The organism is Nocardioides sp. WG-D5, from assembly GCF_054031175.1.
This window is the reverse complement of sequence record NZ_CM132928.1, coordinates 3,192,233-3,212,891: the sequence shown is the minus strand read 5'-3', so window position 1 is coordinate 3,212,891 and position 20,659 is coordinate 3,192,233. Positions and strand designations below refer to the sequence as shown.

19 protein-coding genes are annotated in these 20,659 nt (G+C 69.0%); 3 read left to right on the top strand and 16 right to left on the bottom strand.

Annotated elements, in window-relative coordinates; genetic code table 11:
- Nucleotides 1-56 precede the first annotated feature (56 nt).
- The 6 genes from ACWZJV_RS15680 to ACWZJV_RS15655 form a co-directional block, all read right to left on the bottom strand.
- On the bottom strand, nt 57-1,322 hold the full coding sequence (locus tag ACWZJV_RS15680) for a mechanosensitive ion channel (RefSeq protein ID WP_457176997.1): 1,266 nt from the start codon (nt 1,320-1,322) through the stop codon (nt 57-59).
- Between the two features lie 200 nt (nt 1,323-1,522).
- Nucleotides 1,523-3,454 carry a M3 family metallopeptidase gene (locus ACWZJV_RS15675; protein WP_457176996.1) on the bottom strand — a complete coding sequence of 644 codons (1,932 nt, stop codon included), beginning with the start codon at nt 3,452-3,454 and terminating at the stop codon, nt 1,523-1,525.
- A 23-nt stretch (nt 3,455-3,477) separates the two neighbouring features.
- A complete protein-coding gene (locus ACWZJV_RS15670; protein ID WP_457176994.1) occupies nt 3,478-4,290 on the bottom strand; it encodes a hypothetical protein in 813 nt (270 codons plus the stop codon).
- Nucleotides 4,291-4,404: 114 nt separating this feature from the next.
- Nucleotides 4,405-4,767 (bottom strand): YciI family protein, encoded by a 363-nt coding sequence (locus ACWZJV_RS15665; RefSeq protein WP_008355973.1) that lies wholly within the window; start codon nt 4,765-4,767, stop codon nt 4,405-4,407.
- Nucleotides 4,768-4,865: 98 nt separating this feature from the next.
- Entirely contained in the window at nt 4,866-6,104 is a 1,239-nt protein-coding gene (locus ACWZJV_RS15660) for an RNA polymerase sigma factor (RefSeq protein WP_457176992.1), read from the bottom strand.
- 7 nt (nt 6,105-6,111) lie between these two features.
- Nucleotides 6,112-6,486 carry a YciI family protein gene (locus tag ACWZJV_RS15655; protein WP_196875935.1) on the bottom strand — a complete coding sequence of 125 codons (375 nt, stop codon included), beginning with the start codon at nt 6,484-6,486 and terminating at the stop codon, nt 6,112-6,114.
- Nucleotides 6,487-6,636: 150 nt separating this feature from the next.
- On the opposite strand from ACWZJV_RS15655, the gene ACWZJV_RS15650 reads away from it, so the two are divergent.
- A complete protein-coding gene (locus ACWZJV_RS15650; RefSeq protein WP_457176990.1) occupies nt 6,637-7,944 on the top strand; it encodes an MFS transporter in 1,308 nt (435 codons plus the stop codon).
- On the opposite strand, the gene ACWZJV_RS15645 is transcribed toward ACWZJV_RS15650, so the two are convergent.
- From ACWZJV_RS15645 to ACWZJV_RS15625, 5 genes are all read right to left on the bottom strand, one after another.
- A complete protein-coding gene (locus ACWZJV_RS15645; RefSeq protein ID WP_457176988.1) occupies nt 7,873-8,754 on the bottom strand; it encodes an alpha/beta fold hydrolase in 882 nt (293 codons plus the stop codon). The two genes, ACWZJV_RS15650 and ACWZJV_RS15645, sit on opposite strands and share 72 nt — an antisense overlap.
- A gap of 174 nt (nt 8,755-8,928) precedes the next feature.
- Nucleotides 8,929-10,032, bottom strand: coding sequence for a glycosyltransferase family 2 protein (locus tag ACWZJV_RS15640; RefSeq protein ID WP_457176986.1), 1,104 nt, complete (start codon nt 10,030-10,032; stop codon nt 8,929-8,931).
- Between the two features lie 20 nt (nt 10,033-10,052).
- Nucleotides 10,053-11,441 (bottom strand): purple acid phosphatase family protein, encoded by a 1,389-nt coding sequence (locus tag ACWZJV_RS15635; protein ID WP_457176984.1) that lies wholly within the window; start codon nt 11,439-11,441, stop codon nt 10,053-10,055.
- Between the two features lie 74 nt (nt 11,442-11,515).
- Entirely contained in the window at nt 11,516-12,424 is a 909-nt protein-coding gene (locus ACWZJV_RS15630) for a pseudouridine-5'-phosphate glycosidase (RefSeq protein ID WP_457176982.1), read from the bottom strand.
- Entirely contained in the window at nt 12,421-13,359 is a 939-nt protein-coding gene (locus ACWZJV_RS15625) for a carbohydrate kinase family protein (protein ID WP_457176981.1), read from the bottom strand. Before ACWZJV_RS15625 ends, ACWZJV_RS15630 begins: the two co-directional genes overlap by 4 nt.
- Nucleotides 13,360-13,607: 248 nt before the next feature.
- On the opposite strand from ACWZJV_RS15625, the gene ACWZJV_RS15620 reads away from it, so the two are divergent.
- Nucleotides 13,608-15,812 (top strand): hypothetical protein, encoded by a 2,205-nt coding sequence (locus ACWZJV_RS15620; RefSeq protein WP_457176980.1) that lies wholly within the window; start codon nt 13,608-13,610, stop codon nt 15,810-15,812.
- A gap of 48 nt (nt 15,813-15,860) precedes the next feature.
- Here the strand turns inward: ACWZJV_RS15620 and ACWZJV_RS15615 are convergent, their stop codons facing one another.
- Nucleotides 15,861-17,129, bottom strand: a complete 1,269-nt coding sequence (locus tag ACWZJV_RS15615; RefSeq protein WP_457176978.1) for an alpha-hydroxy-acid oxidizing protein — start codon at nt 17,127-17,129, stop codon at nt 15,861-15,863.
- The gene (locus ACWZJV_RS15610) at nt 17,126-17,776 is read right to left on the bottom strand and encodes a TetR/AcrR family transcriptional regulator (protein WP_196875942.1); all 651 of its coding nucleotides are present in this window, start codon (nt 17,774-17,776) and stop codon (nt 17,126-17,128) included. The genes ACWZJV_RS15615 and ACWZJV_RS15610 overlap by 4 nt, the downstream gene beginning before the upstream one ends.
- 72 nt (nt 17,777-17,848) lie before the next feature.
- Between ACWZJV_RS15610 and ACWZJV_RS15605 the strand changes: the two genes are divergently transcribed.
- Complete coding sequence (locus ACWZJV_RS15605) at nt 17,849-18,736, top strand: sterol desaturase family protein (RefSeq protein ID WP_457176976.1); 888 nt, start codon at nt 17,849-17,851, stop codon at nt 18,734-18,736.
- On the opposite strand, the gene ACWZJV_RS15600 is transcribed toward ACWZJV_RS15605, so the two are convergent.
- The 3 genes from ACWZJV_RS15600 to ACWZJV_RS15590 are packed head-to-tail and all read right to left on the bottom strand — an operon-like array spanning nt 18,699 to nt 20,631.
- Nucleotides 18,699-19,304, bottom strand: a complete 606-nt coding sequence (locus tag ACWZJV_RS15600; RefSeq protein ID WP_457176974.1) for a hypothetical protein — start codon at nt 19,302-19,304, stop codon at nt 18,699-18,701. The two genes, ACWZJV_RS15605 and ACWZJV_RS15600, sit on opposite strands and share 38 nt — an antisense overlap.
- A gap of 17 nt (nt 19,305-19,321) precedes the next feature.
- Entirely contained in the window at nt 19,322-20,122 is an 801-nt protein-coding gene (locus tag ACWZJV_RS15595) for an HAD family hydrolase (RefSeq protein ID WP_457176972.1), read from the bottom strand.
- A complete protein-coding gene (locus ACWZJV_RS15590; protein ID WP_457176971.1) occupies nt 20,119-20,631 on the bottom strand; it encodes a GNAT family N-acetyltransferase in 513 nt (170 codons plus the stop codon). Before ACWZJV_RS15590 ends, ACWZJV_RS15595 begins: the two co-directional genes overlap by 4 nt.
- Nucleotides 20,632-20,659: the final 28 nt, after the last annotated feature.

The window sequence follows — 20,659 nt, the reverse complement described above, 5'->3', positions numbered from 1 at the left end:
GAGCCCCCGAAAATCCGGGGGCTCCCTGAGTCAGACCCTGAGGGTCGTCGCTCCGCTCAGACGCCAGGCGTCGGCGGCGGAGTCGGGTTCTGCGTGGTCGGCGCGGCCGCACGCGAGGCAGCACTCTCGGCCTGGAGCCGCTCCAGCTGCCGGGCGGCAGCGTCGCGACCACCGAGGCCGAAGGCGAGCGCCGCGGCAGCGGCACCACCGACGACCACGGCACCGAAGCCGAGGTTGATGATCGAGTCGGCCAGACCCATGAACTTCAGCCCGATCGCGACGAACAGCACGATCGTGGCGTACTTCAGGATCTGCGAGGCCGACCCGGGCACCAGCTTGGCGATGACACCGGCGATCACGACACCGGCGGCGATGATCGCGCCACCGAAGATGACCTTGCCACCCAGCTCGAGCACCTCGCTGATGAACGCGGTGATCTGCGGGAACTCCAGCATCTGCGCCGCCATCACGGCGAAGAAGAGCACGATGCCGATCTGGATCACCTTGGTGATCGCCGGAGTCGCGCTCTGACCGGCGGGCAGCACGTCCATCGAACGGAGCGCGTTGTCGAAGCCGAGCCCGTCGATGATCTGGCCGAGGATGTCGGCGGCGAAGCGGGCGATGAGCACCCCGATGCCGAGCAGGATCGCAGCGGCGATGAGCTTCGGGATCGCCGCCAGGATCATGTTGAGCATGCCCTCGGCAGGCTCCGAGATCGAGCTGATCCCGAGGATCTGCAGAGCGGCGATGGCCACCACGATCATGATGATGGCGTAGAGCACGAGACCAATGACCTTGACGATCTGCGCAGCAGTGCCCGCGGGCACAGCCGGTGCGTCGTACGGGTCGGCGGTGTCGTCGACACCCACCGTCGAGTCAACGCGGCCGGAGAGCTTGCTGCCACTGCCGATCCACTTGTCGAACGGGACCGCACCGAGCGCGGTCTCGACGAGCTGGCGGACGACCTTGGCGACGAGCGCGCCGACAATGAAAACGAAGACCGCGCCGATGAGGTTGGGCAGGAAGCCCAGCACCCCGTCGAGCAGGCCCTGGATCGGCGTCAGCACGTTGCTGAGCTCGAACAGGTCCAGCAGCGCGATCAGACCGAAGAGCCACACCAGCAAGCCGGCTACAGAGCCGAGGCTCTTGCCGATGGTGTCCCCGTCATTTCCAGCCTTCTGGAGCACCGGGATCTTCGAGGTCAGCTTCGCGAACGCCCAGGCGACGATCTTCGCGATGATCCACGTGACCAGGATGATGACGATCGCGGCGAGCACTTTGCTCCCGAGAGCCACCCAGTCGATGTCCTTCACGGCATCCATTTGTCTCCCCCCTCAATAGGGTTCTTGAGAAGGTGCCTGAGATCGACGAGCAGCCCGAGTGATGCGCGCAACAGGCACCTCTGCTTCCAGAGACGTTCGTCCAGATGGAGCCATGAAGCAAGTTTGGCGCTCCAGCGGACGCAAATAAGCCAATGATTTACATTTCCGGGCTTACTGTCGCGAACGCGGTGAAACGTGCCCTAGGAGACCAACCAGGCCGCGTACGCATCGAAGGAGTAGGGCCGGCCGAGGAAGTCCGCCACCAGGTCGGCGGCATCCTTCTCGCCTCCGCGGGCGAGCACGAGGTCGCGGTAGCGGCCGGCCACCTCGGGAGCGAACAGGTCGTCCCGGTCGAAGGCGCTGAACAGGTCCTTCGCGATGACCAGCGACCACATGTAGGTGTAGTAGGCCGAGGAGTAGCCGCCCAGGTGGCCGAAGTTGGCGAAGAAGTGGGTGCCGTCGAGGTAGGGATAGGGCGAGTACGCCGCCTGCAGCTCCTGCAGCCGCTTGGTCAGGTCCTCGGGCTGCTCCTTGTGGAACCAGTAGGAGATGGCGGCGTAGAACATCTGCTGCCGCGCGTGGTAGCCCTTGCCGAAGTCGTCCGCCGCCCGCATCCTCGCCACCAGGTCGGCCGGGATCGGCTCGCCGGCCTCGTTGGTGGCGAAGGTCTGCAGCACGTCGGCGTCCCAGGCCCACTCCTCGAGCATCTGGCTGGGCGCCTCCACGAAGTCCCACTCCGTCGCGACGCCGGAGAACCGCGCCCACTCGCCCTGCCCACCGAGCACGTGGTGGATCAGGTGGCCGAACTCGTGGAAGAGGGTCACCACGTGGTCGTGCTCCATCAGGCCTCGGGAGAAGTTGCAGACCAGCACGCCCTCGGGCAGCTGCCGGCCGGCCACGCCCGGGGCCAGGTCGAACTGTGCGGCGTGCTTGTACTTGCCCTCGCGGGGGTGGAGGTCGAGGTAGATGCGGCCGAGACGCTCGGCACCGTCGTGCGGGTAGACGTCGAAGACGCTCACGTCCTCGTGCCAGGTGATCACGTCGGCGACCGGCTCGTAGCGCAGCCCGAAGAGCCGCCCGGTGACGTCCAGCAGCCCCTGGTGCACCTTCGCGAAGTCGAAGTAGGTGCGCACCACCTGGCTGTCGACGTCGTACTTCTCCTGCCGCACCAGCTCCTCGTAGTAGAGCGCGTCGGCCGCGGACACCGCGCTGGCCCCCGGGACGTCGCGCTCGTAGCGGTCGAGGAGCACCTCGAGGTCGCGCTTCATCCGTCCTTCGGCGGCACCGGCGATCTTGTCGATGAACTCCGGGATCGCCGGCCCCTCGCCGATCATCTTCACCGCGGCGTCGAAGGCCGGCCAGTCCTCGTAGCCGACGAGGTTGGCCAGCTCGTGGCGCAGCGCGAACATCTCCTTGAGGACCGCGTCGTTGTGCGGCCAGCCGCGCTCGAGCCCGGCCACCGTGACGGCGCGACGGATCGCGGGGTCCTTCACGAACATCCGCGCGGGCAGCGCGTCGGGGTAGTCGGTGGTGATCTCCACGAGCCCCTTGTCGTTGACCGGGTGCGCCTCCAGCCAGTCGGCCGGCATCCCGTCCAGCTGCTCGGGCGTGGCCGTGGTGATGCGTACGTCGTCCCTGGTCACGCGCGAGAACTCGAGGTTGAGCTCGGTGAGCCGTTCGTTGATCTCGGTGAGCCGGGCCCGGGTGGCGTCGTCACGGTCGACACCGGCGCGGGTGAAGTCCTGCAGCGTCTTCTCCAGCAGCCGGGCGGCGAGCGGGTCGAGCGCCGCGGTCTGGTCCTCCGGGAGCTCGGCGAAGACGCGGTAGAGCGTCTGGTCCTGGGTGAGCTCGGTACGCAGCCGGTCGACCTCCACCTCGGTGTCCTCGCACGCGGTGCGGACCGCCTCGACGGGGTGGACGTTGGCGAGCAGGCCGGCCATCCCGCCGAGCGAGCCGAGCTCGAGCGAGAGCTGGTCCCATGCCTTCAGCACCTCGATCGCCCGGCTCGGCGGCGCGGTCCGCAGCTGTTCGGCCAGCTCGCGCACGTGGGTCAGCGTCGCTGACGTACGCTCCTTGACCCAGCCCTCCGCGGCCTCGGTGTCGGGCAGGACGAGCGGCTCTGGCGTACTCATGCGGCAAGCCTGCCACGACCCTGTCAGTAGAGGATGTAGTTCCTCGTCATCTGCACAGGAGCCGTGGTCAGCGGTACCAGCCACAGCCGTCCGCAGGCAGTGGTGGTGCGACGGACGGAGACCCACTTCCAGCCGGTCGTGCTCGACCAGGCGTTGACCGTGCCGACCTTCGTCGAGCCGAGCAGGACGGTCATCTTGCCCTGGTGCGGCCCCTTGTGAACACGGAGCCGGGCGCCCTTCGCGCAGTAGGCACCGTTGGAGCGCTGCTTCCCGTAGCGTGTCGAGACGTAGACGACGTCCGGACCGTCGGAGTTGCCGTTCAGGTTGAGCTTGGAGACCAGGTTGGGCTGGCAGCACCAGGAGAACGTCTCACCAGCGAGCATCGGGGCGTGCGAACAGCGCCAGCCGGTCCACGCCGAGGTCAGACCGGCGGCGTCCTTGGCGCGGACCCGGAAGCAGGCCACGCCGCCCGACTCCACGGTCGTGGTGACCGAGGTCCTCGACGGGTAGAGCCAGGTGCTGGAGCCGTCGGTGCGCCAGACATAGCTGGCCGCGCTCATCTTCGCGGGCGAGGACGCCGTGCTGCTCCGGGGCGCGACCTTGACCTGCACCTGATAGCCGGCGATGCCGGCGTCGTCGCTCGCGGCGTACGTGAAGGCGGGATGCCACCAGATGATCCCGGTGGTCTTGACCGGCAGCCAGGTGCGGACGGTCGCCTTGGTGATCCGTGGCGCGGTGTTGGCCGCCGCAGGCTGGGACGTCAACAGCCCGGCACCGAGCAGTCCGGCGACGAGAAGGGTGAGGAGATGCGTCCGAAGACGGCGGTGGGGGATCAACGAAGCTCCTGCGAGAGACCGGCACCGAGGAGTGCCCGATAGAGGCGCTGCCAAGCGCAGCGGACGTACCCTAGCGGGCATCCTCCACGGTTGCCCCACCTGTCCCCCGGCGGGTCAGTCCTCCCAGGAATACTCGTTCGGGAAGCGGTGGACCTCCTGCGGCCAGTCGAGGCAGACCGCCACCCGGCCGGCCCAGTAGCGCGCCGCCTCGTCGTCGGCCACGTCGATGACCGTGAAGCCACCGATGTGCTCCTTGGTCTCGACGAAGGGGCCGTCGGTGAAGACGGCCTCGCCGTCCTTGGTCTCGACGCTGAAGAGCGCGGTCGAGGCGTCGATCCCTCCGTTGGCGTAGACGAAGACCCCGGCGGCCTTCATCTCGTCGAGCACGGCCTTCGAGGCGATGCTCTTCTCGCGCAGCTGCTCCGTCGTGTGCTCGGCCACCCACTCGTCGTTGAATGCGATCATGTACTCAGGCATCCGTGTGATCTCCTCGTCTCCGGGGCGGTCCGGTGACCGCCACTCACTCTTCCTACGAACGCACCCACCCCGATCCGACAGCCTCGGGCGAAATTCTTTCAACTACCTCCGAGCTGGTCCCGGCGCCTGGTCAGCAGCGCGACCTCGGCAGCGTTCTCGGCGAGCTCGATGGCCCGGTCGTACGCCGCGCGGGACTCGCCGCTGCGGCCGAGCCGGCGCAGCAGGTCGGCCCGGGTGGCATGGAAGGCGTGATAGTCCTCCAGGTCGAGCCGGTCGATCTCGGCGAGCGCGACCTCGGGGCCGTCCAGCTCGGCGACGGCGATCGCGCGGTTGAGCCGGACGATCGGTGAGGCGTCGACGCGGATCATCTGGTCGTAGAGCGCGACGATCTGGGACCAGTCGGTGTCGCGGGCGTCCCGCACCGAGGTGTGGACGGCGTTGATGGCGGCCAGGATCTGGTAGCGCCCGGGTCGCGGGCCCCCGTTGGCGACGACGGCGAGCCGCTCGCGCACCAGCGCGTGGCCCTCGGCGATCAGCGCGAGATCCCAGGAGCCGCGGTCCTGCTCGTCGAGGCGGACCAGCTCGCCGTTCGCCGACACCCGGGCCGTACGCCGCGCCTCGATCAGCAGCATCAGGGCCAGCAGACCGGCGACCTCGCCGTCGTCGGGGAGCAGGACCCGGACCAGCCGGGTCAGCCGGATCGCCTCGGCGGTCAGGTCACTGCGTACGGCGTTCTCGTGGTCGCCGGAGGAGAGATAGCCCTCGTTGAAGACCAGGAAGAGAACCGCCAGGACGCCTGAGACCCGCTCGGGGAGGTCGGCCGTCTCGGGGACGCGGTAGGGGATGTGGGCGGCCTTGATCTTGTTCTTCGCCCGGGTGATCCGCTGACCCATCGTGGTCTCCTGGACCAGGAAGGCCTTGGCGATCTCGGGAACGGTCAGGCCGCCGACCATCCGCAGCGTCAGCGCCACCCGGGCCTCGGGTGCGAGCGCGGGGTGGCAGCAGGTGAACAGCAGCCGGAGCCGGTCGTCCTCGATCGCGCCGAGAGGCTCGTGCGGGGTGTCATCGTGCATCGCGACGGCCTCCTTCTGCTTGTCGTCACGCTTGGACTCACGGCGGATCCGGTCGATCGCGCGGCGGTTGGCGGTGGTGGTGAGCCAGGCGCCGGGATTGGGAGGTACGCCGTCGAGCGGCCAGCGCTCGACAGCGATCGTGAACGCCTCGGCCGCGGCGTCCTCGGCGATGTCGAGGTCACCGAAGCGGCGGGTGAGGCTGGCGACCACCCGGGCCCACTCCTCCTGGTGGGCCCGGGTGATCGCCTCGTCGACCTCGATCAACGGCGGGTCACGCCTCGGGGCCGGTCTGCATCGGTCGCACCTCGACCTTGCCGAGGCACGCGGCCGACGCCTCCGCCGCAAGCTTGAGCGCGACGTCGAGGTCGGGGACGTCGATGATCCAGAAGCCCGCCATGTACTCCTTGGCCTCTGCATAGGGGCCATCCGTAATGATCGGCTTCTCGCCCTGGCCATCGACGACGGTCGCCGTCTTCGCGGCGTCGAGGCCGTCGGCGAAGACGAAGTAGCCCTCCTGCTGAAGCTTGTCGTTGAACTTCCCGGTGGCCTCGAACGAGGCCATCATCTCCTCCTCCGAGGCGTAGCCGTAGTGCTCCTTCTCGTAGTCCGAGTCGGGACCCCAGACGGACATCAGGTACTTGGCCATGGTGCTCACTCCTTCGTGTCGGACGGCCCCGGTGGCCGCCTCTCACCCCTGCTACGAACCTCTACACCCCGATCCGACACCTCTCATCGGAATTTCTCCAGGTAAATTCAAGTCCTTACCATTGGTAACCATGTTGGAGACCCTTCAGAAGTGAGCATCACCGCAAAGCTCAAGGGGGCGGTGGCCGACACCCGCCCCCTCCAGGAGCCGCACTTCCGGCGCCTGTGGACCGCCGGGATCGTCACCATGATCGGCGCGCAGCTGACCGTGGTCGCGGTGCCGGCCCAGATCTACGCGGACACCGGCTCGTCGGCGTACGTCGGGCTGACGGGCGTCTTCGGACTGGTCCCGCTGATCGTCTTCGGCCTCTACGGCGGTGCGCTCGCGGACCACTTCGACCGGCGTACGATCCTGATGGTCTCGACCACCGGCCTGATCGTCACCAGTGCGCTCTTCTGGCTCCAGTCGGCGCTCGGCAACACCAACGTGTGGGCGCTGCTGTGCCTCTTCTCGGTGCAGCAGGCCTTCTTCGCGGTCAACCAGCCGACCCGGAACTCGCTGCTCCCCAAGATCCTGCCCGCGCACCTGCTGCCGGCCGCCAACTCGCTCAACATGACGGTCTTCCAGGCCGGCGCGATCGCCGGTCCGCTGGTCGCCGGGGTGATGCTCCCGTTCACCGGGTTCACCTGGCTGTACGCCATCGACACGGTCACCCTCTTCGCGACCCTCTACGCGGTCGTACTGCTGCCGCGGATCCCCGTCGAGGGTGCCGGCTCGAAGGTGCCCGGACTGCGGTCGGTGTGGGACGGCTTCGCCTACCTGCGCCACCAGCCGGTGCTGCTGATGAGCTTCGTGGTCGACCTGATCGCGATGGTCTTCGCGATGCCGCGGGCGCTGTTCCCGCAGATCGCGCACGAGTCCTTCGGCGGGCCCTCCGAGGGCGGCATCGCCTTCGCGCTGCTCTTCGCCGCCATCCCGGCCGGCGCCGTGATCGGTGGCATCTTCTCCGGCTGGGTCTCCCGCATCGAGGCCCAGGGGCGCGTAGTGATGTGGTGCATCGCCGTGTGGGCCCTCGGGATCACCCTGTTCGGGCTCACCGTGACATTCGCCGACCACTTCACCGCTCTGATGCTGGGGCTCGGCGTGCTCTTCATGATGGTCGCCGGCGCCGCCGACGTGGCCTCGGCGGCCATCCGGATGTCGATCCTGCAGTCGGCGGCCGACGACAACGTACGCGGCCGGCTGCAGGGGGTCTTCACGGTCGTCGTCGCGGGTGGCCCGCGCGTGGCCGACGTCCTGCACGGAGGCGCGGCGGCCGTGGTCGGCACCGCGATCGCGACCACCGGCGGTGGCCTGCTCAACCTCCTCGGGATCGCGCTGTGCGCGCTACTCGTCCCGAGCTTCCTCGCCTACCGGGTCAACCGGACCGCGCCCGCCCAGGACGAACTCGCGAAGTAGTCCGGCGAGCAGCTCGGGCTGGTCGATCGGCACCAGCGTCGAGGAGTCCTTGACGATCTCCAGGCGCGCGTCGGGATAGTGCGCGGCCAGCCGCGGACCGTGCTCGGCGGGCATCAGGGTGTCCTGGTCGGCCCAGACCACGAGCACCGGCTTGGTGAACTTCTGCTGCCCCTCGGCCAGCTCGAGCAGCTCCTCGCGCCCGGGCGCGCCGCCGGCGAACTTGATGAAGTCGCGACGGATGGCCTTGTCGGTCAGCGCCGGGGCGAACCAGCCGTGCACGAGGTCGTCGTAGAGGTGGTAGTCCTTGTCGACCGACATCCCGCCGTAGCCCGAGCGCGCCTGCCGGAAGCTCTGCATGCGGAACAGCTGCAGCCCGGCGGTGAACAGCGGCGGCACCTTGGAGAGCACCGCCAGCGGCCTGGCCGCCTTGGGCGGGTAGTTGTCGAAGGCCTCGCACGCCACCAGCGCCAGCCGCCCGATGCGGTCGGTGCGGCCCTCGTTGATGAGGAACTGGCCGCCGCCCCAGTCGTTGAGGACGAGGGTGACGTCGTGGAGGTCGAGCGCGTCGAGGAAGTCACCGAGGATGTTGGCCACGCCGAGCTGGCTGAGGTCGGCGTCGGGGTTCATCGGCTTGCGGTGGCCGCCGAGCGGCAGGGTCGGCCGGATCACCCGGAACCCACTCAGGTAGGGCATCGAACGACGCCACAGACGGCCGTCCATCGGCACTCCGTGGAGGAGTACGAGGACAGGGCCGTCACCGCCGGTATCGTCGAAATCGATCGGACCGGCCGACAGCTGGACGCTGGGCATTCAGTGGGCTCCTCGAAGCAATGACGTGGGGTGCCCACACCTTGCCCCCCGGGGAACCCCCGTGCAACGGGAATCGCCCATTTCCCCACGCATCTGGGTATATCGCGGGTCTTAAGTCCCTGAGCCTCTAGGGCCATGTGATACACCCATGGGTTTCGGACCGGCCCGGTCCGCTCAGAGCCCGTCGGGCAGGTCCTCGGCGGCGGCGAACGCCTCGATCGCCTTGGCCGGACCGCGCTCGTCGATCATCGCGATGAGGTCGGCGAGGTCGTCACGACGGTCCTGCGCGACCAGCCAGGCCATCAGGCGCTGGCCGCGCGGGACGGTGGTCTCCTCGAACGGGACACCGGCGTCGTACCAGAGCTCGAGGACGACCTCGCGCAGCAGCGACCAGTAGCGGTCGGGGTCCTCGGTGGCGGGGTTGACGGCCGCACGGAAGTGCTCCCACATGTCGATCGGGAGGATCTCGGTGCGCAGCGTCCGCATCAGCTTCTCCGAGCCCGAGGCCGCCACGAGCTCGACGGTCTGCCGCTTGGTGGTGATCCGCTCGGTCAGGTTGGCGATCTGGGCGCGCTTCTGGGTGGCGGAGGAGAGGTCGGAGCGAACCCGCCAGTCGTAGACGACGTCGGTGAGCACGTCGAAGTTCCGGGCGGCCAGGAACGCCTTCGTCAGGGCCACCTGGTCCTGGTAGCGGGTGCGCTCGGGGAAGGTGATGTCGTTGTCGGTCCAGAAGGAACGCCGGAAGATCTTGTTCCACACGAACACGTCCGCGAGCATCAGCGGCGCGTCCTCGATCCGGCACCTGAGGCGCGTGCGAGTGTGGTTGCGGCGCATCAGCGGGGTGACGTACCTCCGCTCCTCGCCGTTCACGACGGTGATGCGCTCGGCGGAGCCGACCGCGAAGTCGGAGCCCGTACGCCGCAGCGTCTTGATCATCGAGCTCCACGCGTCGCGGGGCAGGATGTCGTCGGGGTCGACGAAGGTGAGCAGGTCGCCGGAGGTGGCCTCGACCCCGGTGTGGCGGGCGATGGAGACCCCGGAGTTGGGCTGGGTGATCAGGGTGACCCGAGGGTCCTTGGCGGCGATGTCCTTGACGATCTCGGCCGAGCCGTCGGTCGAACCGTCGTCGACGACGACGACCTCGATGGCGCAGACCTCACGCAGCGGCTGGCGCAGGATGCTGGCGAGGCTGTCGGCGACGTAGTCGGCCACGTTGTAGACCGGCACGACCACACTGAGCAGCCTCGGCTTCCTCCTCCTGAATCCCCCCACGCGCATAGACTCTAAATGGGTGCGCATCAACGCGACCTAGCGATACTGAGCGTGTCGACCTCAGACCCGTCCGTGGCGATGACTTCGAGGTCGAGCCGGGCCTTCCCGTGGGCGTCACGCGGGTGCGCGTCGAAGAACGCGACCGAGTGGGTGGCGTCGCCGACGGCACGGTAGGTCGTGGGCTCCGGGATCTTCAGGCCGTTCTTGTCCGTGTAGTAGGAGAGCACGGGCAGGACGTCGGGGTAGGTCGAGCCGCCACCGCCGCCGGCGGTGATGTAGACCGTGCCCTGGCCGGTGTCGACCGTGGACCCGCGCGGCGCCTCCTGGACCGGCTTGCCGCCGCGCATCAGGTGGGTGCGCTCGTAGCAGTGGTTGTGACCGTTGATCACCACGTCGACCTGGTAGCGGTCGAAGAGCGCCTCCCAGCGGTCGCGGATGCCGCCGTCGGAGGCGTGCGCGATGTTGGTGCAGTAGGCGCACTGGTGGAAGCCGACGAGGATGAAGTCGATGTCGTCACGGGCCCGGAAGTCGGCCAGCCGCTGCTCGAGCCAGCTGTCCAGGGTCTCACCGAGGTAGCCCGCGTTCCGGGTGTACTCGTACGTCGCGTCGTTGCCGTCGAGGGCGATGAAGGCCACGTTGCCGCGGACGAAGGAGTAGGTCTCCTCGCCGCCGCCGGCACCGTTTCCGGGGTGGCGGAAGCGGGCCCGGTAGCCGTCGTAGCCGAGCTCGCCGTTGCCGTTCTCCATCTCGTGGTTGCCGACGACCGTCATCCACGGGATGGCGTTGGCGCTGGGCTGGATCTGGGTCAGGAACTCGTCCCACACGCCGAAGTCCTGCTGCAGCTCCCCGCTCTTGCCCTGGCCGCCGGTGTCCGCGTAGGCGATGTCACCGACCACGAACGCGAACTCGGCGCCCTGCTGGCGGATCAGGTTCACGTTGCGGGCGGCGTCCTCGGCCACGCCCATGTCGCCGAAGGCGGCGAAGCGGAAGCTCTCCCTGCCCTTCGGGGCGGTGGTGAACGAGCCCCTGGTCGGGGTACCGCCGTCGTGGCTGAGGCGGTAGTAGTAGCGCGTGCCGGGCTTCAGGTCGCTGAGGTCGACGTGGTGGTAGACGCTGTCGACGCGGATCGAGGAGAGCGACTCGGGCCGGAGCGTGAGGCCGTAGTCGGGCGTGACACCGAGGTCGAGCCGCGGCGCCTTCACCGAACCGGCGGTCGACCAGGAGACGTTCATCTGCCGGACCGGGTTGGCACCGTAGGACAGATGTACGCCGGTGGCCGGTGCGGCCGACCTGGCAGCCTGGGTCCACAGCAGCGGGCCGGTGACGACACCGGCGCCGCCGATCAGACCGGTCTTGAGCAGGGTGCGCCTGGACGGGCCGATACGGGTGGGGCCGGAGTGGGGGCTGACGGTCACGGGAGGATCAACGCATAGGTAGACGAGACGTTAGGCCACGTCCGGTGTCTCCAGGGTGAACGAGTGGTGAGAAGTTAGACGCTCGCAGCATGCGATACGGCCATTTGCGCGCCGAAGGCTGCGTTGTCGCGTACGAGCGCGATGTTGGTCGCCAGCGAGTCGCCGCCGGTCAGCTCGACGATCCTGGCCAGCAGGAACGGGGTGATGTCCTTGCCGTGGATGTCGCGAGCCTCGGCGTCGGCGAGCGCCTGGTCGATGTGTTTCCCGATCACCTCGGCCGGGATCTCGTCGGCGACGGGGACCGGGTTGGCGATGACGAGGCCGCTGGGGAGACCGAGGTCCCAGGTCGCCTTCATCACCGCGGCGGCCTCCTCGGGACCGTCGATGCGCAGCGGCGCCGCGAAACCGGAGCTGCGGGAGTAGAAGGCCGGGAACTCGTCGCTGCCGTTGACCAGGACGGGCACCCCGTAGGTCTCCAGCGTCTCGAGGGTCAGGCCGATGTCGAGGATCGACTTCACCCCGGCGCTCACCACCGCGACCTGGGTGCGGGCGAGCTCGGTCAGGTCGGCGGAGATGTCGAAGGACGTCGCCGCACCCCGGTGTACGCCACCGAGCCCACCGGTCACGAACGTCCTGATCCCGACCATCGCCGCCAGGCGCATGGTGGCCGCGACCGTGGTCGCACCGTGGAGACCGCGGGCGACGACATAGGGGAGGTCGCGGACGCTGACCTTCGTCACGCCGGGGTCGGAGGCGAGGAGCTCGAGGTCGTCGTGGGACAGCCCGGCGCGAGGGATGCCGTCGAGCAGCGCGATCGTGGCCGGGACGGCGCCGTTGTCGCGCACGATCTGCTCGACCTCGGTGGCCATCTTGACGTTGTCGGGGTAGGGCATGCCGTGGCTGATGATCGTCGACTCCAGCGCGACGACCGGGCGGCCCTCGGCGAGCGCCGTGGCAACCTCGTCGGTGAGCCTCACTGTCACGCGAGCTCCCGCACGAGGCTCTCGCTGAGGTCCATCCGGACGGTGTCGTGGGTGCCGCAGGTCAGCGCGGCCGCGGCGTGCCCGAACCGCGCCGCCTCGACCAGGTCGACGTCTCGGAGCAGCTCGTGGGTGAACGCCGCGAGCATCGCGTCGCCCGCACCGGTCACGTCGACGACCTCTGTCGGCACCGCCGGGAGCTCCTGGTAGATGTCGTTGTAGCTGATCACCGAGCCGCGGGCGCCGAGACGCACCCAGACGACGCCGACACCACGGTCGTGCAGCGAGTGGACAGCCTTCTCGATCTCCGCGTCGGTGCCGGAGGGCAGGTCGGTCAGCGCGGCCAGCTCGGCCTGGTTGGGCGTGACCAGGTAGAGCTCGCGGTCGGCGCGGATCAGGTCCCGCGCGCGCCTCGCCTTCGGCACCGAGACCGGGTCGAACACGACCGGCACGTCGAACTCGTGGGCGAGGTCGATCGCCACCTCGGCCGTGCGGACCGGGATGTTGCCCTCGACGAGCACCCCGCGAGCGGTCTTGATCATGTCGCGCGCGGCCTCCACGACCAGCGGCGAGAACTCGTCGGTCGCGGCCATGTCGGCCACGGCGACCACCAGCTCACCGGAGGAGTCGAGCACGGCGTTGTAGGTGCCGGTGCGTACGTCTGCCCGGCGGCGGACATAGGTGCAGTCGACGCCGACGTCCTCGGTGTAGCTGATCACCTCGTCACCGATCGGGTCGTCCCCGACGACCGAGACCAGCGCCACCGAGTCCCCCAGCCGGGCCAGGTTCTCGGCCACGTTCCGGCCGACGCCCCCGGGCGAGAGGCCGGCGGATCCGGACATGCTCGAACCCATCACCACCTGCTCGTGTGCCCGAGCGTGGAGATCCATGTTGGAGCCGCCGATCACGACGATATCTGGCGGTATGTGCGGGTTCATCACCTGCATCGTAAGTGGGGTTCACAGATAGCGCCCCCTCATAAAGTATGAACTTGGCGCCGCCCCGACGTGTCCCTGCTCTCAGCCGCGGTTCGTCACCTACCGCCGGACGGCGTCGCGCCGCGGATGCTAGATTCCGCCGGTCCGGCGCGAATACGCCTCAGGGGGTATGTGCTCAGGGTCGCCCGGCACCGTCCCCACCTCGGCAGCGCCGTCGCCGGCGCTGACACGTCTCGAAGGCAGCACACATGTCTCTACATCGGCGCAGGATCGCGCTGATCTCCGCCTCGACGGCAGCCGCCGTGCTGAGCGCGGCTCTCACGTTCACCCCGGCACCGGCAACGGCCGAGACCTCCGCCGACGACGAACCCCGCCCCGTCGTCCCGACGCTCGAGTACGCCACCAGCGGCACCGTCCACAACTCCGTCTCGGGTTCGACCACCTTCGACCCCTGGGACGACCGGACCTGGGTCGGCTTCTGCGACTCGGCCGAGGTCGACCCCGAGGAGGACTACGGCACGGTGATCATCGACGCCTGCGGTGAGACTCCCTCGAGCCAGCGCATGGTCTGGGACTTCGACCAGAGCGTGCTGGCGGAGCTGTCACCGGAGGACATCGAGTCGGCGACGTTCCAGGTCAGGGCCGACCTCGCCTGGGTGGACAAGGAGACCTGCCGGCAGGGTGCGCTCGAGCTCTACCAGGACGCCGACTGGTCCCAGAGCCCCGTGGGCGTCAAGACGTACGCCGCCAGCGGCTGCGAAGGCGCGCAGGCATGGAACGGCTACTTCGGGTTCGACGCCACCGACCTCGCCAAGCAGGCCGCGGCCGGCGACGGTTCTCTGACGGTCGGGCTCAAGGCGGCCGACGAGACCTGCATGTCCTGCGGCTGGAACCAGGTCAAGAGCGGGACCCTGCAGATCGTCTTCAACCGCGCCCCCGAGGCCCCGGCGGACCTCCAGGTCGGCACGTTCTACCCGGGCACCCAGCCGTGCACCTCGACACCGCAGTGGCTGAACAGCGACATCTACGCCAGTGCGTACGTCGCCGACCCGGACACCTCGCAACACAACGGCTCCGAAAAGGTGACCGCGACCTTCCAGGTCTTCCCGGCCGGCCAGTCGCCGGAGGGCACGCCGCTCTTCGAGCTCACCGCCACCGAGCAGTACGCCGACGCCCGGATCGCCGTCAAGATCCCGCCCGAGCTGCTGGCGGACGGTGCCTTGTACGACCTCTGGGTCACCCCTCAGGACAGTTACGGCGAGGTGGGCGACGCCGCGCACTGCACCTTCGGCGTGGACCGCACCGACCCGGAGCCTCCGACGATCACCCCGGTCGTCGGTGGCGAGGCCGTCTACGTCGCGGACGAACCCCGCGGGGGCGCCGGGATCCCCGGCTACTTCTGGATCAGCGGTGGCGGCTCCGACGTCGACACCTACCGGATCTCCGGAGGCTCGAGCGCATCGTGCGGCACCGGGACCTCGTCACCCGCGACCGCGACGACCGGCTTCTCCTACACCCCCGACTCGCGCGCGGTGTACCTGGAGGGACGCGTCGTCGCCTGCGCGGTCGACAAGGCCGGGAACTGGAGCCAGACCTCGACCTACGTCTTCGACGTGGCGAGCAGCGACAGCGTCGTGGCGACACCGCCGGCGATCACGGTGAGCGGTGGCTCCTCCTACAGCTACGGCAGCAGCTACACCTCCGCCGTCACGCTCAGCACGGACGCGGCGACCCCGTACGGCGGGGTCACCGTGAGCGAAGGTTCCACCGTCCTCGGGGGCGCGACGTTCAACGCTCGCACGAAGTCGGTGACCATCCCGGCCAAGAAGCTCGCCGTCGGCTCGCACACGCTCACCTACGCCTACCAGGCCTTCCCGGGCGCACCGAAGTGGTCGACGACGAAGGTCGTCAAGGTGGTCGGCACGTTCGTCGCGCCGACGCCGACGATCAGCGGCACCGCCAAGGTCGGCAGGACCCTGACCGCGTCGCGGGGCACGTGGACGCCGACGCCGAGCACGGTGACGTACGTCTGGAAGGCGGGCACCACGACCATCAAGTCGAGCACGTCCAACCAGCTGGTCGTCCCGGCCTCCGCGAAGGGGAAGCAGATCACGGTGAGCGTGGTCGGGGCCCGGTCGGGCTACACGACGAAGACGGTGACCAGCGCGAAGACCGCCACGGTCGCGGCGGGCACGTTCACCGCTCCGCGTCCCTACCTCAAGGGCACCGTCGAGTACGGCCACACCGTGACCGCGGTGCGCGGCAGCTGGTCGCCGTCTCCGTCGTCGGTCACGTACGTCTGGAAGATCAACGGGACGGTCGTGAAGCGCGGGACGTCGTCCTCGCTGTTCCTCAGCAAGGCCTGGAACGGCAAGCAGGTCACCGTGACCGTGATCGGCTCACGGGCGGGGTACACGTCCAAGACGGTCACGTCGTACGCGAAGACGATCTGATCCGCCGGCGGGCCGGGAGCGCGAGTCGCGCTCCCGGCCCGGCTGGTGTCAGCCGAGGAGCTCTCGGCCGACCTCGTCGACCGAGCGGCAGCCGACCAGGCCGAGGGAGAGGTCGAGCTCGGCGATCATGTGCTCCACGACGGCCTGGACACCAGCGGCGCCGGCCAGGGCGAGGCCGTAGACGTAGGGGCGGCCGAGGAGGACCGCGTCGGCCCCCAGGGCGAGCGCCTTGAGGACGTCGGCGCCGGAGCGGATGCCGGAGTCGAAGAGCACCGGGATGCGGCCGTCGACCTCGTCGACGATGCTCGGCAGGGCGTCGATGGAGGCGATGGCACCGTCGACCTGGCGGCCGCCGTGGTTGGACACGATGATCCCGTCGACTCCGTGCTCGAGCGCGCGGCGGGCGTCCTCGGGCGCCTGGAGCCCCTTCAGCACGATCGGCAGGTCGGTCATCTCGCGGAGCCGGTCCAGGTCGTCCCAGATCAGGTCGGAGCGGGAGAAGACGTCGAGGAAGGTCTCGACCGCGGCGCGGGCCTGGCCGGAGCGGAGGTTGTCCACGAGCTTGCCGGGGTGGTGCTGGGCCATCGAGGCGACCGCGCCGAGGGCCGCGGGGATCTCCCGGATCCCGGGCCGCACGCTCGTGCCGCCGCCACTCGTGATCCGCTCCTCGACGAGGGCGCGGAAGGCCGGGTCGGAGGTGTACTGCGCGATCCCGAGCCCCCTGGCGAAGGGCAGGTAGCCCAGATCCAGATCACGCGTACGCCACCCCAGCATGTGCGTGTCGAGCGTGACGACCAGCGCGTCGGAGCCGATGGCCTCGGCGCGGCGTACGAAGGACTCGACGATCGACTCGTCCTTCGACCAGTAGAGCTGGTAGAGCCGCGGGGTGTCGCCGAGGTCCTCGGCGACCTCCTCCATCGGGACGGACGCCTGGGTGGAGATCACCATCGGGATACCCGTCGCGCGAGCCGCCGCGGCGACCTCGTGCTCGGCACGCGGGTGGGCGAGCTCGAGCACGCCGACCGGGGCGAGCATCAGCGGCGCCGGCATGTCGACCCCGAACAGCGTGGTGCGCAGGTCGCGGTCCTCCACGTCGGCGAGCATGCGGGGCACGAGCCGGAAGTGGTCGAAGGCGGAGGTGTTGGCGGCGACGGTGCGCTGCTGGCCGGCTCCGCCGGCGACGTAGGCCCAGGCCTCCTTGCTCATCGCCCGACGGGCAGCCTCGGCCAGCGCCGAGGGCTCGGTCGGCACCACGGGAAGCCGGCCGAACAGGCCCTTCCGGAAGATCGCGGACTGAAGGTCTCTGCCGATACTCACGCGCGAAGGCTACTCGCGCCCGAAGCGATCTGGGCGGGAAGCGCGGCTCCGGAGAGCGCGGTGATCAGCCGATGGCACCGCTCGGTCATCTCGGCCGGGGTGACCCCGGGGTGGTCGAGCCACCAGGTGATCAGCGCATCGACCGCACTCATCCAGACCGCGGTCAGCGCAGAGGCATCGAGAGGGTCGTCATCGCCCACGAGCCGCATCAGCTCACCGACGCCCTCGACGGCCAGACGGGTGATCCGGTCGGTGTAGACGGCGCGAGCCGCCGCCACCTCACCGTCGTCGGGCGCCGACGGGTCGAAGAGGAGCCGCCACACCCACGGCTGGGGCTCGAGCGTCCGGAAGAGGCCGTCGAGCGTGCGGAGACCACGCTCGAGGCCGACGGAGTCGTCGGCGGCGACCCGCTCCATCTCGGCAGCGAGCGTCTCGGCGCCGTAGTTGAAGCTGGCCAGGAAGAGGCCCTCCTTGGAGCCGAAGTACTGGTAGACCAGCGGTTTCGAGATGCCGGCGTCGGCGGCGATCGCCGCGACCGACGCCTTGGCGAACCCGACGGTGCCGAAGGCCTGGCAGGCGGCCAGCACGATCTGCAGCTCGCGGTCGGCGCGCGGGACGCCCTTGGTTCCAGCGTTGGCCCGTGACATGCCCAAGAGTCTAGCGGTGGCATATGACCTTGAGGTAACTTACTCCAAGGTCATATCCCTGGGAGGTCCCCCATGAACGACATGCTCGACCCGCTCAAGAACCCGCTGACGTACGCGATCCCGTTCTTCGCGCTCTCGATCCTCATCGAGCTGGCAGCACTGAAATGGCTCGACCACGACGACAATCTGGCCGGCTACGTCTTCAAGGACGCGCGCACCTCGGTCCTGATGGGCCTCGGGTCGATCGTGTCGATGACCGTGTTCAAGGTGCTGACCTTCGCGGTCTACGCGGCGATCTTCGCCTACGCGTCGCTGTGGCAGATCCCGGAGACCTGGTGGGGCCTGGCGATCTCGGTCGTGGTCGTCGACCTCGCCTACTACTGGAACCACCGCTTCGTGCACCGCACGCGCGTCGGCTGGGCGGCCCACCAGGCGCACCACTCGAGCGAGTACATGACCTTCGCGACCGCGCTGCGGCAGAAGTGGAACCCGTGGTTCGAGTTCTTCTTCTTCCTGCCGCTGCCGTTCCTGGGCATCTCACCGGCGGCGATCTACATCGCCTTCTCGATCAACCTGATCTACCAGTTCTTCGTGCACACCGAGACGATCGGCCGACTCTGGCGACCGCTGGAGCTCGTGCTCAACACCCCGTCGCACCACCGCGTCCACCACGGCTCCGACCCGGAGTACCTGGACAAGAACTACGCCGGCATCCTGATCATCTGGGACCGCCTCTTCGGCACGTTCCAGCCGGAGGTCCAGCGCCCGACGTACGGCCTGACCTACAAGGTCGACACCTACAACCTGCTCCGGCTGGAGTACGGCGCATTCCGCGAGCTCTGGAACGACGTACGCAGCGCCGACGGCTGGCGGCTCAAGCTGAGCTACCTCTTCCGGCCGCCGGGCTGGACGCCGGAGAAGGCTACGCCGTCCTCCGCCGTCCGAGAATCATCACGATGATCAGGCCGAGCAGACCCACGACGACGAGCACGACGCCGGGGGCGGCGACCTCGACGAGCTTCGCGCCCTCGGGGGACGTGGGCTCGCTGAAGCTCACCTGCTGAGGCTCGGGGGCGATCGCCTCGGGGAACTCCTTGGCGATCTCCGCCTGGAGCTTGTCGGTGTATTCCTCGACGCGCGGCGCGCTGCCGGCGGCGAGGATCGTGTCGCCCTTCTGCTGCACGAAGAAGTAGTAGTCCTCGTTGGCGGTCAGCGACTTGCGCTGGCACGGCCCGGTGTTGAGAGTGACCTGGAGGTTGCTGCCGCTGATGACGCCCTTGAGCGCCTTGACGACGGTCACGGGGTAGACGACCGGGCCGCCCTTCCGGGTGGCCTTGCCGGGGCCGGTCACCCGCGCGTGGAAGACCAGCGGCTCCTCGACGGCGTCGCTGAGCTTGAACGCGGGGCACTTCGCGGGAGCCGTCAGCGGCGAGGTGGCAGGGGCTGCCGAAGCAGGTGCGGGGCTCGTCATGATCATCGCTGTCGCGACAAGAGCAACGGCAGCGAGGAGCTGGGGGACGCGGCGCATGGCGAAGATCAAACCAGTCAGAGCCCGAAGACTCCAGCCAGCACCCGCGCGACACCGTCATCTTCGTGTCCGGGCGCGAGGTGGGACGCGCACGCGACCACGCTCGGGTGGGCGTCGGCCATGGCGTAGGACGTCCCGGCCCAGGTCAGCATCGGCAGGTCGTTGGGCATGTCGCCGAAGGCGATCACGTCCGTCGCAGAGATGCCGAGCTCGGTGCAGACGAGCTCCAGCGTGGAGGCCTTGGTGACCCCGGGAGCGCTGATCTCGAGCAGCGGGAACGAGGAGTGGGTGACGTTGACCCGGTCGCCGACGGCGGCCGTCGCGGCCGCGAGCAGATCGTCGGCGTCATCGTCGTCGTGGCGCCGGGCGAGCAGCTTGATCAGCGGCTCGTCGGCGAGCTCCTCGATCGCGGCGACGCGCCTGGCGGGCCGGCGGGCGTCGGAGGTGTGGGTCACGAAGTCCGGCTCGCACGACCAGCCCTCGAGCGACTCCGTCGCGAAGACCAGGCCGGGCAGGCTGGCCGTCAGCGTCGCCGCCACCTCGGCGGTCAGGGCGGGCTCGATCAGCCGCGTGAGCCGCGGCTGATCGGTGGAGACGTCCCAGACCAGCGCGCCGTTGGAGACGATCGCCAGGCCGACGCTGCCGATGTGCTCGAAGAGCTCGCGGGTCCAGCGCAGCGGCCGACCGGTCACGAAGATGACCGGCACGCCGATCTCCTCGAGCTTCACGAGCACGTCACGGGTGAATTCCGAGACCGAGCCGTCCGCTCTGACCAGAGTGCCGTCCAGGTCGGTGGCGACGAGCTTCGGCGTACTCATTCTTCCATTCTGCCACCGGGGACAGGCCTGGCCATCACCAGATGCCCGTCCTCGTCGGCGCCCCGGAGCTCGGTGAACCCACACTTGGCGAGCACACGGAGGCTGGCCGCGTTGGTGGGTTCGACGGAGGCCCGGATGCGTACGCCCTCCGCGTCGGCGCACGCGAGCAGACCCTTGAGCGCCTCGGTGGCGAAGCCCCAACCGCGTGCCTCCTCGACGAGGCCGTAGCCGACCTCGGTCTCCGGGGTGCCGTCAGAGGCGGCGTCGGGCGGCCCGAAGAAGCCGATCGAGCCGAGCACGGTCCCGTTGCGGATGATGTAGCGGGAGCTCCACGGGTCGCCCTCCACCCACATGGTCGCCGCGTCGCGGTCGTCCTCACGCGGGAACTGCGGGTGCCAGCCCTGCTGCCGCCCGTTCCGGCCCTGCTGGTCGACGATGGCCTCGATGTCGGCCTGGGTCCACAGCGGCAGCGTCAGCCGCTCGGTGAGGATGGTGGTGGGAAGAGTCACGAGCGCCAAGACTCTCAGAACAGCACTC

Bases quoted from the DNA above. Each gene is read 5' to 3' on its own strand.
- ACWZJV_RS15640 (WP_457176986.1), bottom strand. From the start codon at position 10,032: ATGCGCGTGGGGGGATTCAGGAGGAGGAAGCCGAGGCTGCTCAGTGTG.
- ACWZJV_RS15675 (WP_457176996.1), bottom strand. From the start codon at position 3,454: ATGAGTACGCCAGAGCCGCTCGTCCTGCCCGACACCGAGGCCGCGGAG.
- ACWZJV_RS15645 (WP_457176988.1), bottom strand. From the start codon at position 8,754: ATGCCCAGCGTCCAGCTGTCGGCCGGTCCGATCGATTTCGACGATACC.
- ACWZJV_RS15680 (WP_457176997.1), bottom strand. From the start codon at position 1,322: ATGGATGCCGTGAAGGACATCGACTGGGTGGCTCTCGGGAGCAAAGTG.
- ACWZJV_RS15610 (WP_196875942.1), bottom strand. From the start codon at position 17,776: ATGTCACGGGCCAACGCTGGAACCAAGGGCGTCCCGCGCGCCGACCGC.
- ACWZJV_RS15605 (WP_457176976.1), top strand. From the start codon at position 17,849: ATGAACGACATGCTCGACCCGCTCAAGAACCCGCTGACGTACGCGATC.
- ACWZJV_RS15665 (WP_008355973.1), bottom strand. From the start codon at position 4,767: ATGCCTGAGTACATGATCGCATTCAACGACGAGTGGGTGGCCGAGCAC.
- ACWZJV_RS15620 (WP_457176980.1), top strand. From the start codon at position 13,608: ATGTCTCTACATCGGCGCAGGATCGCGCTGATCTCCGCCTCGACGGCA.
- ACWZJV_RS15600 (WP_457176974.1), bottom strand. From the start codon at position 19,304: ATGCGCCGCGTCCCCCAGCTCCTCGCTGCCGTTGCTCTTGTCGCGACA.
- ACWZJV_RS15595 (WP_457176972.1), bottom strand. From the start codon at position 20,122: ATGAGTACGCCGAAGCTCGTCGCCACCGACCTGGACGGCACTCTGGTC.
- ACWZJV_RS15625 (WP_457176981.1), bottom strand. From the start codon at position 13,359: ATGAACCCGCACATACCGCCAGATATCGTCGTGATCGGCGGCTCCAAC.
- ACWZJV_RS15655 (WP_196875935.1), bottom strand. From the start codon at position 6,486: ATGGCCAAGTACCTGATGTCCGTCTGGGGTCCCGACTCGGACTACGAG.